The organism is Solibacillus sp. (assembly GCF_040273735.1).
Classification (GTDB): domain Bacteria; phylum Bacillota; class Bacilli; order Bacillales_A; family Planococcaceae; genus Solibacillus.
Map to the genome: position 1 here is coordinate 1 of NZ_JBELZM010000019.1, position 15,702 is coordinate 15,702.

Annotated in this window: 15 protein-coding genes; 14 read left to right on the top strand and 1 reads right to left on the bottom strand. The window is 36.5% G+C overall.

The window, feature by feature from the left end; translation table 11 throughout:
* Nucleotides 1-707, bottom strand: a 707-nt coding sequence (pdxS, locus tag ABS917_RS15975; RefSeq protein ID WP_350479936.1) for a pyridoxal 5'-phosphate synthase lyase subunit PdxS, incomplete at its 3' end; no start/stop codon positions are given.
* 188 nt (nucleotides 708-895) lie between these two features.
* Here pdxS and ABS917_RS15980 point away from each other — a divergent pair.
* The 14 genes from ABS917_RS15980 to ABS917_RS16045 all read left to right on the top strand — a co-directional run bounded on the left by ABS917_RS15980 (nucleotide 896) and on the right by ABS917_RS16045 (nucleotide 15,674).
* Nucleotides 896-1,378, top strand: coding sequence for a nucleoside deaminase (locus tag ABS917_RS15980; protein ID WP_350479937.1), 483 nt, complete (start codon nucleotides 896-898; stop codon nucleotides 1,376-1,378).
* 174 nt (nucleotides 1,379-1,552) lie between these two features.
* Entirely contained in the window at nucleotides 1,553-1,774 is a 222-nt protein-coding gene (locus ABS917_RS15985; RefSeq protein ID WP_350479938.1) for a helix-turn-helix transcriptional regulator, read from the top strand.
* Nucleotides 1,771-2,142 carry a hypothetical protein gene (locus tag ABS917_RS15990; RefSeq protein WP_350479939.1) on the top strand — a complete coding sequence of 124 codons (372 nt, stop codon included), beginning with the start codon at nucleotides 1,771-1,773 and terminating at the stop codon, nucleotides 2,140-2,142. Before ABS917_RS15985 ends, ABS917_RS15990 begins: the two co-directional genes overlap by 4 nt.
* 11 nt (nucleotides 2,143-2,153) lie before the next feature.
* A complete protein-coding gene (locus tag ABS917_RS15995) occupies nucleotides 2,154-2,444 on the top strand; it encodes a hypothetical protein (RefSeq protein ID WP_350479940.1) in 291 nt (96 codons plus the stop codon).
* Nucleotides 2,445-2,955: 511 nt separating this feature from the next.
* A complete protein-coding gene (thpR, locus tag ABS917_RS16000) occupies nucleotides 2,956-3,522 on the top strand; it encodes an RNA 2',3'-cyclic phosphodiesterase (protein ID WP_350479941.1) in 567 nt (188 codons plus the stop codon).
* Between the two features lie 278 nt (nucleotides 3,523-3,800).
* On the top strand, nucleotides 3,801-4,190 hold the full coding sequence (locus ABS917_RS16005; RefSeq protein WP_350479942.1) for a DUF2500 domain-containing protein: 390 nt from the start codon (nucleotides 3,801-3,803) through the stop codon (nucleotides 4,188-4,190).
* Between the two features lie 475 nt (nucleotides 4,191-4,665).
* Nucleotides 4,666-5,832: an acyl-CoA dehydrogenase family protein gene (locus ABS917_RS16010; protein ID WP_350479943.1), complete on the top strand. Its 1,167-nt coding sequence runs from the start codon at nucleotides 4,666-4,668 to the stop codon at nucleotides 5,830-5,832.
* Between the two features lie 294 nt (nucleotides 5,833-6,126).
* Nucleotides 6,127-7,347 (top strand): MFS transporter, encoded by a 1,221-nt coding sequence (locus ABS917_RS16015; protein ID WP_350479944.1) that lies wholly within the window; start codon nucleotides 6,127-6,129, stop codon nucleotides 7,345-7,347.
* Nucleotides 7,348-7,430: 83 nt separating this feature from the next.
* A complete protein-coding gene (locus tag ABS917_RS16020; protein WP_350479945.1) occupies nucleotides 7,431-8,978 on the top strand; it encodes a class I adenylate-forming enzyme family protein in 1,548 nt (515 codons plus the stop codon).
* Nucleotides 8,979-9,014: 36 nt separating this feature from the next.
* On the top strand, nucleotides 9,015-11,054 hold the full coding sequence (locus ABS917_RS16025; protein ID WP_350479946.1) for a dipeptide ABC transporter ATP-binding protein: 2,040 nt from the start codon (nucleotides 9,015-9,017) through the stop codon (nucleotides 11,052-11,054).
* Nucleotides 11,051-11,998 (top strand): ABC transporter permease, encoded by a 948-nt coding sequence (locus ABS917_RS16030; RefSeq protein ID WP_350479947.1) that lies wholly within the window; start codon nucleotides 11,051-11,053, stop codon nucleotides 11,996-11,998. Before ABS917_RS16025 ends, ABS917_RS16030 begins: the two co-directional genes overlap by 4 nt.
* 45 nt (nucleotides 11,999-12,043) lie before the next feature.
* Nucleotides 12,044-12,949 (top strand): ABC transporter permease, encoded by a 906-nt coding sequence (locus ABS917_RS16035; protein WP_350479948.1) that lies wholly within the window; start codon nucleotides 12,044-12,046, stop codon nucleotides 12,947-12,949.
* 37 nt (nucleotides 12,950-12,986) lie between these two features.
* Complete coding sequence (locus tag ABS917_RS16040; protein WP_350479949.1) at nucleotides 12,987-14,606, top strand: ABC transporter substrate-binding protein; 1,620 nt, start codon at nucleotides 12,987-12,989, stop codon at nucleotides 14,604-14,606.
* 66 nt (nucleotides 14,607-14,672) lie between these two features.
* Nucleotides 14,673-15,674: an MBL fold metallo-hydrolase gene (locus tag ABS917_RS16045; protein WP_350479950.1), complete on the top strand. Its 1,002-nt coding sequence runs from the start codon at nucleotides 14,673-14,675 to the stop codon at nucleotides 15,672-15,674.
* Nucleotides 15,675-15,702: the final 28 nt, after the last annotated feature.

Genomic DNA, 15,702 nt, shown 5'->3' on the forward strand with positions numbered 1-15,702 from the left:
GAACCAACAAATACACCATCAGCACCAAGTTCCATCATTAACGCAGCATCTGCAGGTGTTGCCACGCCACCCGCGGCAAAATTCACAACAGGTAAACGTCCTAAACGCTTTATTTCCAATAGTAATTCAAATGGGGCACCTAAAATTTTGGCCTCTGTCATTAATTCATCCACATTCATTCCAACAACACGTCGTACTTGAGCATTAACTTTTCGAAGATGACGAACTGCTTCCACAATGTTGCCTGTACCTGGTTCACCTTTAGTACGAAGCATAGAAGCCCCTTCACCAATACGTCGAGCCGCTTCTCCTAAATCACGGCAACCACAAACAAATGGCACTGTATACTCACTCTTAAGTAAATGGAATTCTTCATCAGCCGGTGTTAAAACTTCGCTTTCATCAATATAGTCCACACCCATTGACTCTAATACACGTGCTTCTACAATGTGACCAATTCGTGCTTTTGCCATAACAGGAATCGTGACGGCATTCATCACTTCCTCCACAATCCGAGGATCCGCCATACGGGCAACACCGCCAGCTTTCCGGATATCGGAAGGCACACGTTCAAGTGCCATCACTGCTACTGCACCTGAAGCTTCTGCGATTCTAGCTTGTTCAGCGTTAATGACATCCATAATAACGCCGCCCTTTTGCATTTCAGCCATTCCTCGTTTTACTCGATTCGTTCCAACTTGTACCATGTAAATAACCTCCATTCCTGTAATGACTCTAAGTATAATGAAGATTGACCATATTGAAATAGCCAATTTTATATAAAACATTAAGGTCAGGAGACAATGGCTGATATTACGGGCATAAAACAGTCTAATAATTCTGTTATAATAATGGTTGGAAATAATTCTACATACAGGCTAAGGAGGATACTAATATGATAAATAATATAGATTTAAAGCACTTACAACGTTGTGTTGAATTAGCAAAAATTGCGCTTGAGAAAGGTGACGAGCCATTTGGATCAGTAATTGTTTCCGAAGATGGAGAAGTGCTTTTTGAAGATCATAATCACGTAGCAGGCGGTGACCATACACAGCATCCCGAGTTTGCGATAGCGCGATGGGCAGCAAATAATATGGAGCCTGAAGATAGAAGCAAAGCGACAGTATATACTTCCGGTGAACATTGTCCGATGTGCGCCGCAGCTCACGGTTGGGTTGGTTTAGGACGGATTGTTTATGCAAGTTCCTCTAAACAATTGGCAAAATGGCTAGCAGAATTCGGCCAAGCCCCTTCACGTGTACGCAATCTGTCCATTCAAGAGGTTATTAATGATGCAATAGTAGATGGGCCGGTTCCTGAACTAGCAGAGGAAGTCCATCAACTTCATCGTCAGCTTCACGAAAAGAGAGGATGAAATAAATCTATTTTTTAAGTAGATATAGATGATCTATATGGTGGCTAGTAAGCGCGATTCAGTTGTTAGAATCAGCGCTTGTTTTTATCTGGCGATGAAAGAAGATAATTTTTTGAAAACTTGCTATTCAATGGGACGTAAAGTAAACTTTACTTTAAGTAAAACTTACTTTACATGCGAGGTGGATTTTCTATCAAAAATAATATAAAAGTTTTACGAGCTCAACATAGTATGACACAAGACCAGTTGGCTGAAAAACTTTCTGTCTCTAGACAAACCATTATTTCATTAGAAAAAGAAAAATATAATCCTTCGATTACTTTAGCTTTTAAATTGGCAGAAACTTTCAAATGCAAGATTGAAGATATATTTATTTATGAGGGGGAAATTGAGTGAAAGAAGCTCGGAAAAATCAAATGGGGTACTTATTTTTAGCTATTATTATAATTCCATTAAGTATTTATACTAATTACCCTTATATCGCAAATGGTGAATTTCCGGTTGGAGTGATGACTTTTTTCTTGGGAACAAGTGCATTAATGATGGCTTATTTATCGCCACATTTATATCCGAAAGATGAGCGTACAAAAGAAATTATAGGCAAAAGTATGACAGCAAACTATTTTACACTATTTGCAACAATCACACTGCTATTTATTACAGTGGCTAAAACTCGCACTGCATCAGAAGTTTTAACGATTTTATTTTGTATTATGGTTACTTCCATTCCTCTAACGATGATTATTTATTCGAAACGTATTTAGAAGGTGTAAGAATGAGAAAAAACCATAAAGGTGCGAAAATATATTTTGAACTTTATTTGATAATTACAGTCTTATTAGAATCAGGCTGCTCGTCTATTCAAAATGTCATCACTGAAGACGAAGCAAAAAAAATGATCTTAGATAATCATATAAGTAATCATGGTAAAACTGAAATACTATCTGCTGAATTAAAAAATAATAAATACTACATTCATTGGGAAATAAAAGATAACTGTGAACGTGGGATAGACACCGTAAATCAAAATGGCGAAATTGAAATGATCGAAGCAAGTATATGTTAGTTAAAGTACATTTCAATTAAGGGGGAGGGTATATTGTCGACGATATTCACTTTAATAATTTTAAATATAATCTGTATGATTTTCGTCTTTATTTATATAGAAAACGACAATTTAAAACCTACTAAAATAATGTTCATTTTCCTAATCAGTACATTTATTCTATGGATATGTTTTATAGGTGGAATTTTTACCTATGTTCCTACTCAGCTTGGCAATTTACTTTGGAATGTATGCTGGATTTATTTAATTCTTGTTGGAATTGCTGCTATATTTTTTGAAGTTAAGAACAGCCGATTATATGTCATTATGGCTATACTATCAACCTCTATAAATTTTATTTTCTTCAGCTTGTCAATTTCAATCGGAAATACGTAATTAAATGAAATAGAACTTCGATATTTTCTTATGAATAAAATAAATGGGCATTCGGTGAAAACACATTTTATTCCATCATTGTATTTGTATTAGTTTATTAAATAATGTCAATTCTGTAAGCGAAAGAGGTGAAATAATGGAGAGAGTGGCGCACTATTTTTGGGCGGTCCGGATTCCGGATGAAGTAAAACAAACTATTTACGATGAACTGACACGAATTAAACCAATATTCCAGTTTAAGCGATGGGTGGATTTAAATGATTATCATATAACGCTTGCTTTTCTTGGCGCTGTAAATCCAAAGCAACTTACATCCGTTATTGGATCAGTTGGGGAGTCCATAAAGAATCAAGAAGCTTTTATGTTGAACATTAAAGGATTGGGTGTGTTTGGAGCTCAGAAATCACCGCGTATATTTTGGGGAGCAGTGAATGACACAGATGTTTTATATAAACTTCAGGAAATTGTCCATCAAACTTGTCTAGATGAAGGCTTTAAGTTAGAAACACGTCCTTATCATCCGCATATTACATTAGCTCGAAAATGGGGAGCTAATGAGGATTTCATGATGGACTATATAGTCACGTATAATCCTTTTAAAGAAAAGCCTTTATCTTTTGAAGTAGATGAGATTGTCCTATATAAATCAAATGTAGAAAATACACCGAAATATGAACCAATTGCGTCGTTTTCATTAGTATGATTACATTTATTCAATATTGTATATGTGCGCGGGTGCGATTCTGTAATAAGAATCAACACTCGTTTTTTAATTGGTTTCCAACATGTTCTTTCAGGATAGTAATTAAAGAATTTATGTTAGTTATTAGCCACTGAGGATTACCCTTTTATCCATAACAAAAAGTGAAATCTGATGCTTTTGATAAGTGCGTAGTGCGGGAAGGTTTAATTGAATACTATTATGAAACTTTCTTCCATTTTATCCGTATAATTTAATTATTATAGCTAGGAGGTAATATCATGTATGACATGCCAGGGAGTGGGGATTGGCTATTCAACTTCGGTCCAATATTTATGACCCTTATTTTTATTATCATATTCATCTTGATAATTGGGAATATTTTCAGCGGTTTCAAGCAATGGAAGGAAAATGAGAACTCACCTCGACTAACAGTTCCGGCCATCGTAAAAGTCAAACGAACAAATGTAAAGAGACATACACATCACCATCCTGATAATAACCACCACACGCACAGTACCTCTACAAAGTACTTTATTACATTTGAGTTCGAGAGTGGTGACCGGTCAGAGTTTCATGTTTCTGGGAAAGAGTACGGTATGCTTGCGGAAGGAGATATCGGAAAGTTAACTTTCCAAGGAACAAGGTATCTTGGCTTTAATCGAATGTAGTTCGCGTAACTTAACTAAACCCAATAATATAAGGACAGCGCGATTCTGTATTGGAATCAGCGCTTTTTTCTGTAGTGAGCATTCTTCTACTAGCAGCGTGTGCTGATACGAATAATACAACAGACATTCAGGGTTCTTCAGCAGAGACGAAGGGAGCTCCAACAAATTTTCCGAGTAAGTATGAGGCGAATTCCAAATGACCGGCAGAAGACTCTACAATAATCGACTTATTCATATTAGAGCTCCAACAATTACAAATAATACTAATGCTGATGAGATATCCGAAAAGTTTTCATTCTTAAGGATATTTCTTTTTTTCTTTAAATCAAATCTACATAAAATGAAAGCGCTTCGATTTTTTTGCATATGTAAACTGTTAGATTCATAACGTGTTGTAACTGAGTATTCTGTAAAATTGTGAAAAGAATTTGACAATTTAGTACTCAAATATTTCATTAACAAGGAGCTGTTATTAATGGATTTTACGCTAAATGATGAACAAAAAATGATTCAAAAAACAGTAAGAGATTTTGTTAATAAAGAATTGAAGCCTTTGGAGCAAGAAGTATTAAAAAATGAAAGAGAAGGCAGACCTGGTATCTCTAATGAAAAAATAAAAGAATTAAGAGAAAAGGCAAAGGACATTGGATTTTGGGGCATAAATACACCTGAGGAATACGGTGGAGCTAATTTAGGACCAATTATGTCAGTGTTAATTGCGATGGAATTAGGAAGAACTTTTGTACCATTCAACTTCGGCGGTTCTGCGGATAATATCCTTTATTTATGTAACGAAGAACAGAAACAGAAATATTTACTTCCTACTATTAACGGGGATAGACGTTCTTGCTTTGCTTTAACCGAACCTGATGCCGGATCTGATGCAAGAAGTATTCAGATGAAAGCAGTTAAAGATGGCGACCATTGGGTGTTAAATGGAGAAAAAGTATTTATTACAAACGGAAATGAAGCAGACTTTGCCATGGTATTTGCAGTGACAGATAAAGAAAAAGGTGCGGATGGCGGAGTAACGTGTTTCCTTGTAGATAGAGAAATGGGTTGGAAGTCTGAATATATATATACAATGGGTGAATGGGGACCAGCGACATTAGTATTTGATAACGTTCGTGTTCCTGAAGAAAATATTTTAGGTGAACTAGGTCAAGGTTTTAACTTAGGGATGCAGTGGATAGGTCAAGGTAGATATATGATTCCTGCTGGTGCAATCGGTGCTGCAGAACGCTTATTACAAATAGCCATCGACTATTCGAAAACACGAGTTACTTTTGGTAAACCTATTGCAGAACGTCAAGCAATCCAATGGATGATTGCAGATTCAGCAGTTGAAATTGAAGCAGCAAAATGGATTGTATTTAGAGCTGCATGGATGGCTGAAAATGGTATTGATCCTCGTCATCAGTCATCTATGGCAAAATTAAATGGAGCAATTATGGCAAATCAAGTGGTCGATCGTGTTCTTCAAATCCATGGTGGAATGGGGTATACGAAGGAATTACCAATTGAACGTTGGTACAGAGAATTAAGACTATATAGAATTTTCGAAGGTACAGATGAAATTCAACGCAGAACGATTGCAAGAAATATATTAAAAGGACATGCAAAAGTCGGAGAGTTACTTTAATTAAAGATGGACCTGTTTAACTGTTTCTTCAACATACTAACTGGTCGGTTATTTTGCAGTAGTAATACTAACCGGTTAGTTAATAAGTGCAGCTCTAGGTGAATAGTTAGTTTGCCGTATCAAAATTTAAATGAGATAGAGCAGTTAAAATATGAAATGCTTTACCAATTTTTCAAATTATCTAGTATGCCAGCACCGACATGCGCTTCGACTCTTAAGATGGAGTCTTAAACGCATGTCAGAGCTAAGCAGCGTTCCCCGTTTTTCTATTAAATTGAAAGAAGATGAATATTGATGATGGAAAGGAAGGCGTTCTTCCTTCTAGGCTTCATAATGTTTTTAACGATGACAGGTTATGGAATAGTACTTCCTACATTACCATTCTTAGCAGATGATTTGGGACTTTCATCAGTTCAGATGTCATCATTAATCATTATTTGGGCAGTTTCCCAGTTAATCACTGCACCGATTTGGGGACGTTTAGCAGATAAAATAGGGAGAAAACCCGTTCTAATGATCGGAGTATTTGGATTTGGCGTAGCTTTCCTATTATTAATTTTGGCTCAAAACTATTGGCAACTGCTATTAGTCAGATTAATTGGTGCTGCGATTTCATCTGGTACTCAAACTGCTGCTTTTTCAATGGTAGCCGATCAAACCAAAAAAGAGTTTAGGAATCAAACAATTGCGAAAATGGGTGCGGTGAATGGACTCGGCTTCTTATGTGGTCCAGCTATTGGAGGGCTATTTTCTCCTTTTGGAGTCATAGTGCCTTTCATTATTGCAGGATCATTAGCACTAGTAACACTACCGTTTGCCCTTTTTTACATCCAAGATTCGATTAATGACGATGCCAAAGAAACTCTGAATACATTTGCTAGAAATAATGAAACAGTTTCTTTCTGGAAATCCATCACAATGGTAACGAAAACCGGTTATTGGAATCATTATATGATCATCCTTGGATTGTCTATTGCAGCTTCAAGTTTCTTCGGATTACTTGGATATTATTTAATAGCAAAATTTGAAGCTACCCCAATCTTTGTAAGTATGGCCTTTAGCGCACAAGCTGGAACTTCTGTCTTGGTACAATTCTTTTTATTAAAAAAATGTTATGAATTATGGAATGAAGATAAGATTACAAAAATTGGCTTATTCTTTACGACAATTGGCTATTGTTTAATTAGTTTTGCTCCATTAATTTGGGTAGCAATTTTAGGATGTGTTTTTACTGGTTTTGGGCAATCACTGGTTCGGCCGACTACTATCGCAATGTTATCAAAACGTACCGAGATGGGGCGGGGGATAACTTTAGGTCTTCAAGAATCAATGGATAGTTTAGGAAGAATAATTGGACCTCTTTGGGGGGGCTGGGTATTCATATATCTCATGTCGGCTCCATTTATAACTTCTGCAGTTATTACAGCAATTCTACTGGGCATTGCATTTTTAATTACCTCTCAACAAAAAATTGAAATTTCAATAACTCGACACAATGATACTAGTAACTCGTAATCAAAAAATATTGGCTCTATAAAATGAAAGCGCTTTAATGTAAAAAAACTATGGAAATAGTAAATAAAAGATAGGAGGGTAACATGTTACTAACTGAATTATTGGGTGAAAATATTGAGAATTTTGGAGAGTATAACCTTCTTTATTTTTATGATAAAGCTTATACAAATTGTGAGACAGAAATCATTTGTAAAAAAGTTTCCAGTCTTGTTAATTCTTTGGGAGTAGAAAAAGGAGATAGGGTTTTAATTTGCATGCCAAATTGCCCGGAAGTAATCTTCTCTTACCAAGGAGTATTAGGAGTCGGAGGCATTATTGTACCGGCAATGTATCTTTTACATGAAAATGAAATCAACTTTATTTTAAAAAATTCAGAAGCAAAAGTAATTATTACCTCATCTATTCTGTTGCAAAAATTAAAAAACGCATCCAGTGATTTAACCGTTAAACCGAAAATTATATGCATCGATCAGACAAGTGAAGCAGATATAAAGGGAGAGTTTGAAATCATTGAATGGGAAAAGGCTCTTTCAACTATACCAATCTATGAAGATACGCCTTTAGAGTTAAAAGAATCAGATGTAGCCGTTATCCTATATACATCCGGCACAACGGGTATTCCAAAAGGAGTTATGTTAACTCATAAAAATCTCTACTCAAATTCAATGTCAGGATTAAAACTAAGAGCGGAGGACGAAATAAGAAGTACTACACTAGGTGTTCTTCCTTTAGCTCATATTTATGGTTTTGGCATTATGAACAGTATGTTTCTACTAGGGAGCTCAGTTGTTATTTTTGACAAATTCGATGCGGAAGAAGTATTTAAGGTTATTGAAAAATATAAAGTAAGATCCTTTGCTGCTGTTCCGGCTATGGTGCATGCCATGTATTATCATCCGAATGCTTATAAATATGACTTATCAAGTTTAGAAACAGTTGGATCGGGGGCTGCTGCACTAGCGATTAGCTTACGTCATAAATTTAAAGAGAAATTTGGGGCAGAGGTAAGAGATGCCTATGGACTTTCTGAAGCATCGCCAGGAGTTGCAACACAGCGTAATGATATGCCGATCAAAGAAGGTTCTGTGGGAGTACCAATGCCAGGAGTGAACATTAAAATTGTGGATAAAAATGGGCAAGAGGTGCCAGTTGGGGATGTCGGCGAATTATTAGTGCAAGGCGATAATATAACGCCTGGTTATTTTAAAAATGAAGAACAAACAAAAAAGGCACTACAAAATGGGTGGCTTCATACAGGGGATATGGCTAAAGTGGATGATGAAGGCTATCTGTATATTGTAGATCGTAAAAAGGATTTAATTATTAGAGGCGGATTTAATATTTATCCGCGGGATTTAGAGGAACTGCTAGTTAAGCATGAAGCTGTATTAGAAGCTGCAGTGATTGGTGTTCCTTCCGAAAAAATGAGTGAAGAAATTGTTGCATGTATTGTAAAAAAGCCGGATGTAGAAATAAGTGCAAGTGAATTAATCGGATACTGCCAACAAAATTTAGCGAAATATAAGACGCCTCGTCATATTGAATTCATTCAGGAACTTCCGAAAAATGGCGTTGGAAAAGTCATGAAAATAAAGTTAAGAGAGCAATTTGCTAACCTGATATTAGATTAATAAAAGCAGTTTATATACATGAAAGGAGGCCTTTGAATGATCCAGAAAGATAACACATTACTCCAAGTAGAGGAAATGAAAACAGTTTTTAAGACAAGAGAAGGTAACCTAGAAGCTGTTGATGGTATTTCATTTAGTATTTCTAAAGGTGAAACAGTAGCGATCGTCGGTGAATCAGGTTCTGGTAAAAGCGTATCCGCACTTTCGATTTTACGATTGCTGGACAGCAACGGAGAAGTCACTTCCGGGAAAATCATGTTTAATGATTTAAATTTGAAAGATATAAGTAATAATGAAATTCGGAAAATTCGAGGAAACGAAATTGCCATGATCTTTCAAGATCCGATGACGTGCCTAGATCCTGTATATACGATTGGTGATCAGATCATCGAGACCATTAAAATTCACGAAAATCTTAGTAAAAAAGATTTGCAGGAACGAGCATTGGAATTACTAACGTTAGTTGGACTGCCAGACCCTGAGAGTCGTATAAATGCCTATCCGCATCAATTATCAGGTGGTCAGAGGCAAAGGGTAATGATTGCCATTGCACTTGCATGTAGACCTAGTTTGATTATTGCTGATGAACCTACAACAGCCCTTGATGTGACTGTCCAGGCACAGATTTTGCAATTACTAAAAGATTTACAAAATCAGTTTGGAACAGCGATTATTCTTGTTACGCATGATTTAGGCGTTGTAGCAGAAATGGCTGATAAAGTAGTTGTTGTCTATGCGGGGCAAGTTGTAGAGCAGTCTAATGTGAAGGATCTGTTTAATAAACCCCAACACCCGTATACAGAAGCATTAATGAAAAGTATTCCAAAAATTGATACAAGTAAAGACCGTAAACTGCTCACGATAAAAGGAAATGTACCTAGTTTAAAAGAAATTCCAACTGGTTGCCGTTTTCATCCGAGATGTTCCTATGCTACTGATAAGTGCAGAAGTGAGGAGCCGGCACTTTTTGAATTATCAAATCAGCGAGTAAGTAAGTGTTGGATTGCAGATCCAAACCTACCAGGAAGTTGGGAGGTTCCAATTTTAATAAAAGAACATGATTCTGCATTTGCCATCAATCAACATTTAGTCAGTAAAAATAACTTATTGGAAGTAACAGACTTAAAAAAATATTTTCCCATTACTAAAGGAATTTTGGCAAGAACAGTAGGACACTTAAAGGCAGTGGATGGGGTAACACTAAATATCCATAAAGGTGAAGTTCTTGGTCTTGTAGGTGAATCCGGCTGTGGCAAATCAACTTTTGGAAGACTAATAACAGGTCTAATTGATTCCACAAATGGAGAAATAAGTTTCGATGGGAAACAACTATCAAATATAAATAGAAAAGAGAAAAAAGTTTTAAGGAAGCGGGTTCAATTTGTTTTTCAAGATCCCTATAGTTCTTTAAATCCGAGGATGACAATTCTAGATATTATTGGTGAACCTTTAGAAGTGCACAATTTAGCAAAAGGAAATTTAAAGCGCCAACGTGTAGGAGAGCTGCTTGAAATTGTAGGGCTTTCTAAAAATGATATGCATAAATTTCCTCATCAATTTTCAGGAGGGCAAAGGCAAAGGATTGGTATTGCAAGAGCTTTGGCAACTGAACCAGATCTTCTGATTTGTGATGAGGCAGTGTCAGCATTAGATGTTTCTGTTCAAGCCCAAATTCTTAACTTATTAAAAGATCTTCAATTAAAACTAGGGTTATCTTATCTATTTATTTCCCATGATTTAACGGTAGTTAAATATATTTCAGATAGAATTGCTGTCATGTATTTAGGAGAAATAGTAGAAGTGACCGATTCGCAAACCTTATTTACAGAACCGCTCCATCCATATTCAAAGGCACTCATTTCCGCTGTGCCAATTCCTAACCCTAATATTGAACCAGACCGAATTATACTAAGCGGCGAAGTTCCAAGTCCATCAAATCCTCCAACTGGTTGTAAATTTCATACTAGATGTCCTTTTGCAATGGATATTTGTAAAAAAGAAAAACCGGAACTATCGGACCTTACTGAAGGTCATGCAGTTTCCTGTCATCTCTATAAGGAGGAATCGCGAATATGATTGAATATATTGTTAGACGTTTAATTTTCGGAATATTCGTACTACTAATTATGACAACCTTTATTTTTATCATAATGAGAGCAGTACCTGGTGACGTTGTGACCCTTCAGTTGGCCAATTCTGGAGCTATACCTGAGCAAATGGAAGCATTGAAGGCTGAATTAGGTCTAGATAAAAGTGTTTTCGGTCAACTAATAGATTGGGGTAAAAATGCGATTCAAGGAGATCTGGGAAATTCTCTTTGGTCAGGGAAGGAAGTATCCCAGATTATATTAGAAAGACTTCCCGTGACTATACAATTAGCAATAATGTCGATTGTTTTAGCCATCATTATCGGAATTCCGATTGGAGTTATTTCTGCTGTTAAACAAAATACATTTATTGACCACTTTTTAAAAGTAATCTCAATTGGCGGATTATCTATTCCAAGTTTTTGGCTGGGACTAATCTTACTAACTGTTTTATCGCTGGCTTTAAATTGGATTCCGCCATTAGGGTATCAATCATTCGCTGAGAATCCTGTTGTTAATCTCCAGCAAATGTTCTTACCTGCAATTTGTTTAGCAATTACGCTGAGTGCCAGTATTGTGCGTATGACTAGATCTGCTGTTCTTGAAGTATTGCATTCAGAGTTTATAAGAACAGTACGGGCAAAAGGTGCGAAAGAAGCAGTTGTAATATTCAAACATGCTCTTAGGAACTCGTTGATTTCAGTTATTACATTGATTGGTTTACAAATCGGATATCTGTTAGGTGGAACTGTTGTGCTTGAATCGATTTTTGCACTACCAGGGCTAGGCAGTTTGATTTTTGAAACTGTATTAGTGAGAGACTATCCAATTGTTCAGTCAACCGTGCTGGTCTTTGGAGCAATGTTTTTATTAGTCAATTTGATGGTGGATGTTATGTACGGTTGGATAGATCCACGGATTCGAACTAAATAAAAAACTGCCTCAATATTCTTGTTTCAAGAAAAGGAAGTGATTCATTTGTCTCAAATACAAATAGACTCTGAGTTGCCAAAAGAGAGTATAAAGGCGAACAAGAACATACACTTGGAAAAATTTAAAGAGGATTGCAAACGCTTTATTTGTACGCAAAAAATTGGCTTTGTATCTCTTTTAATTATTCTTTTAGTATTCGCTGTCGCAATATTCGCACCTATGCTGGCACCGTTTGACCCCATTAGTCAAGATCGGACCGCTTTTTTGGCAGCTCCAAGCTCAGAACATGTAATGGGTACTGATGATTTAGGACGTGATGTGTTTAGTCGCCTAATTTTTGGTTCACAAATATCTTTACTTGTTGGAATTGCAACTGTCGTCATTTCAATCGTAATAGGAACTTTTATTGGAATGATCTCAGGATATTTTGGTGGGGTAATCGATTTAGTGATTCAAAGAATTATGGATGCAATTATGTCAATACCAGCTTTAATTCTTGCTTTGTTTATTGCCGCTTTGTTAGGACCTGCCATTCAGAATGTGATTATAGCATTGGTTATTATTGAAATACCTCGTTTTGCAAGGATTGTTCGCGGGGAAATGATGAGAATTCGTGAATCCAATTATGTTGAAGCATCCCGATCGGTAGGGGCTGGTTCATTTCGAATCATTATGAGACATGGATTACCAAATATAACAGCACCAATTATTGTCATGGCAAGTCTTGCTTTTGGTCAGACGATTATTGCTGAGGCATCACTTAGTTTTCTTGGAATAGGAACACCCCCACCGAATCCATCCTGGGGATTAATGTTGAGTGATGCGAGTAGATACATGGAAAGTGCACCGTGGCTCGTGCTTTTCCCTGGTTTAGCTTTATGTATATTAGTTTTAGCATTTAACTTATTTGGGGATGCACTTCGAGATTTCCTTGATCCAAAAATGTATTAGATAGTTAATAACAATTTTCCCTTAGGAGGAAATATTTATGGACAAAAAACTAAGATCCATAATCTATGTGTTGATGTTAGGTTTATTAGCACTAGTAATTAGTGCTTGCTCCTCTGATAAAACATCAGATGAAGGGCCAGATGACAAGAATGAAGGCTCTACCGCACCAAAAAGTGGTGGAACCTATACAATTCTTACACCAGCAGATCCTGATATGCTTGATCCTCATCGTCAGTCATCAATTTATACACATATGCTTGCAGGATTAGTTTATAACAAGCTAGTAACTTATGAAACAGGACCAAATGCTGCTTATACAGATTATAATGTTGTGCCGGATCTTGCGGAGCGTTGGGAGATATCTGATGACGGAAAGAGCTATACATTTTATCTTCGTGAGGCATATTGGCATGATGTAGATCCAGTAAATGGCAGGAAGTTAACGGCAGAAGACGTTGTAGCGACAATGGAAAGAATCATCAACCTACCTGGTCATCAAGCAGCACTCTTGTCTGTAGTAGAAAGTATCGTTGCACAAGATGAGCAAACGGTTGTCTTTACATTAAAACAGCCATTTGCACCATTTTTAAATTTCATGGCAAACCATTTCATGTGGATTTTACCTAAAGAAGCAATCGATGGGCAAATTGATTTAGCAATTAACGCAATTGGAACAGGTCCTTTCGTGTTAGAAAAATGGGAAGATAATGTGCAGGCAACATACAAAAAAAATCAAAATTATTATGAAGAAGGCAAACCGTATTTGGATGAAATAATTTATAAAGTTGTACCGGAACAAGGGTCTCGTATAGCAGCATTTCGAACAGGTCAGGCAGATTCAATAGGTGGCTTATCACCGGAAGAAATAGCTCAATTGCAAAAAACAAATCCAAATATCAGAATTTTTGAAGCGCTGTTCGCTACACAGGAACAATTATATATGAATATGAAAAGAGAACCATTTACGGATATACGAGTACGGAAGGCTATTAGCATGGCTGTTGACCGAAAATCAATGGTTAAGGCTATCTACGGTGGCGGTGAAACGAGTGGACCAGTCAATCCTTCATTAGGGGATTGGGCCTTACCTTTAGAAGAAAGAGAGGAATTATTGTCATTTAACCCGGAGGAAGCAAAAAAGCTACTGGCAGAGGCTGGGTATCCGAACGGTTTTGACACTACCATGATTGTCACGAATGGCTACGGAGAACAACTTGTGCGGGTCGCACAATGGGTTGCGGAAGATTTAAGAAACGTTGGCATAAATGTCAAAATTGAAGTAATTGAATATGCTGCCTATTTCTCGGAAAAATGGCCAAATGTCGATTATGACATGGGGGTAGGCTATCAAACATATTTCCAGGAGCCGGATGAATGGCTTCGTACACAACTACACACAAATGGTTCTCGAAACTGGTATAACATCAGTGACCCTGAATTAGACAAAATGCTTGATGAACAGAGAACAATTATGGATGTAGAGGAAAGAAAAAAATATGTTTATGATATTCAACGCTATGTTTTAGAAAATGTAGTAAATCCAATTCCAATCACTACTTATTATACGAAGACTCCGATACAGCCTTATGTCAGGGATTCATATCCACACGCTTCCTACGGATACGGCTATTTAAAAGATATTTGGTTGGATAAATAACATACTAATCATTATAAAAGGTTGAATACAATTTGTTTTAAAAATATATCGTCACATGGAAGGTATGTGAGAAAAATTCCGATAAAAGAAGGAATGGGTACTTTGCAAAGAATAGAAAAATTAGAGTTAACAACCAACTTCCCTATTGGTCCGGTAAATTCATATGTTGTGTTTGGAGAGAAATTAACCCTTATTGATGCCGGTTTAAAAAATAAACAAGGTTGGGCTGATCTCAATCATGGCCTCCATCGTATAGGAATTGAACTAACCGATCTTGAGCAAATTGTATTAACACATCACCATAATGACCATACCGGTCTAGTCGATTGGATTTTGGAGAAGAATCCAGGCATCAAAATCTTTGCTCATAAAGATACCGAGATGATGCTAAAAGATGAAAGCTATTTAGAATGGAGCTCCGAATTTTTTTATAACTTATTCATGGAATCCGGTTTAACGAAAGATATGGCTATCCAGTCAGCGTTTCGAAAAGGACACCGTGATTACTTCCAAATAGCGACTGTAGATAAGGTGCTGAAGGAGGGAGAAACGGTGCCGGGTCTGCCTTCCTTTCAAGTAATCGAAACCTTAGGTCATTCACAGGATCATATTTCTTTTTATTGTACAGTTGAGCAGCAATTCATTTGTGGAGATCATATTATCAAGGGTGTTCACGGGGGGATGTTTTTAGATGCACCTAAACCAGGAAGTGAGCGAGCAAAACCTTTATTGCAATATCTAAGTAATTTAGAAAAATGCAGAAAACTACCTGCTAATTATACTTTTTCAGGACATGGACCAATTATTTCTAATTTAAATGAAGCGATAGATGGCCATATAAGCAATATAGAAAAACGTGTAAGTCGTGTAATCAATACACTGAAAAAAGTGAATGGTGCTGCCACCGGATTTGAAATTATACAAGATATGTACCGTGGAAGATATGAGAAAGCCGTGATTACATTTTTGTTTGAAATTATAAGTGTACTGGATTTGTTAGAAGAACGAAATATTATCATTACAGAAAAACAAAATGGAGTGTTTAAGTACCGATTGGTAAATAATTAGTGAAAAAATGCTTATATATTAGACTGTT

What these genes read in the sequence shown, in the direction of transcription:
- ABS917_RS15995 (WP_350479940.1), top strand. Translation starts at nt 2,154, where the DNA reads ATGAGAAAAAACCATAAAGGTGCGAAAATATATTTTGAACTTTATTTG.
- ABS917_RS16040 (WP_350479949.1), top strand. Translation starts at nt 12,987, where the DNA reads ATGGACAAAAAACTAAGATCCATAATCTATGTGTTGATGTTAGGTTTA.
- ABS917_RS16020 (WP_350479945.1), top strand. Translation starts at nt 7,431, where the DNA reads ATGTTACTAACTGAATTATTGGGTGAAAATATTGAGAATTTTGGAGAG.
- ABS917_RS16015 (WP_350479944.1), top strand. Translation starts at nt 6,127, where the DNA reads ATGATGGAAAGGAAGGCGTTCTTCCTTCTAGGCTTCATAATGTTTTTA.
- ABS917_RS16030 (WP_350479947.1), top strand. Translation starts at nt 11,051, where the DNA reads ATGATTGAATATATTGTTAGACGTTTAATTTTCGGAATATTCGTACTA.
- ABS917_RS15980 (WP_350479937.1), top strand. Translation starts at nt 896, where the DNA reads ATGATAAATAATATAGATTTAAAGCACTTACAACGTTGTGTTGAATTA.
- ABS917_RS16010 (WP_350479943.1), top strand. Translation starts at nt 4,666, where the DNA reads ATGGATTTTACGCTAAATGATGAACAAAAAATGATTCAAAAAACAGTA.
- ABS917_RS16025 (WP_350479946.1), top strand. Translation starts at nt 9,015, where the DNA reads ATGATCCAGAAAGATAACACATTACTCCAAGTAGAGGAAATGAAAACA.
- ABS917_RS15985 (WP_350479938.1), top strand. Translation starts at nt 1,553, where the DNA reads ATGCGAGGTGGATTTTCTATCAAAAATAATATAAAAGTTTTACGAGCT.
- ABS917_RS16005 (WP_350479942.1), top strand. Translation starts at nt 3,801, where the DNA reads ATGTATGACATGCCAGGGAGTGGGGATTGGCTATTCAACTTCGGTCCA.
- thpR (WP_350479941.1), top strand. Translation starts at nt 2,956, where the DNA reads ATGGAGAGAGTGGCGCACTATTTTTGGGCGGTCCGGATTCCGGATGAA.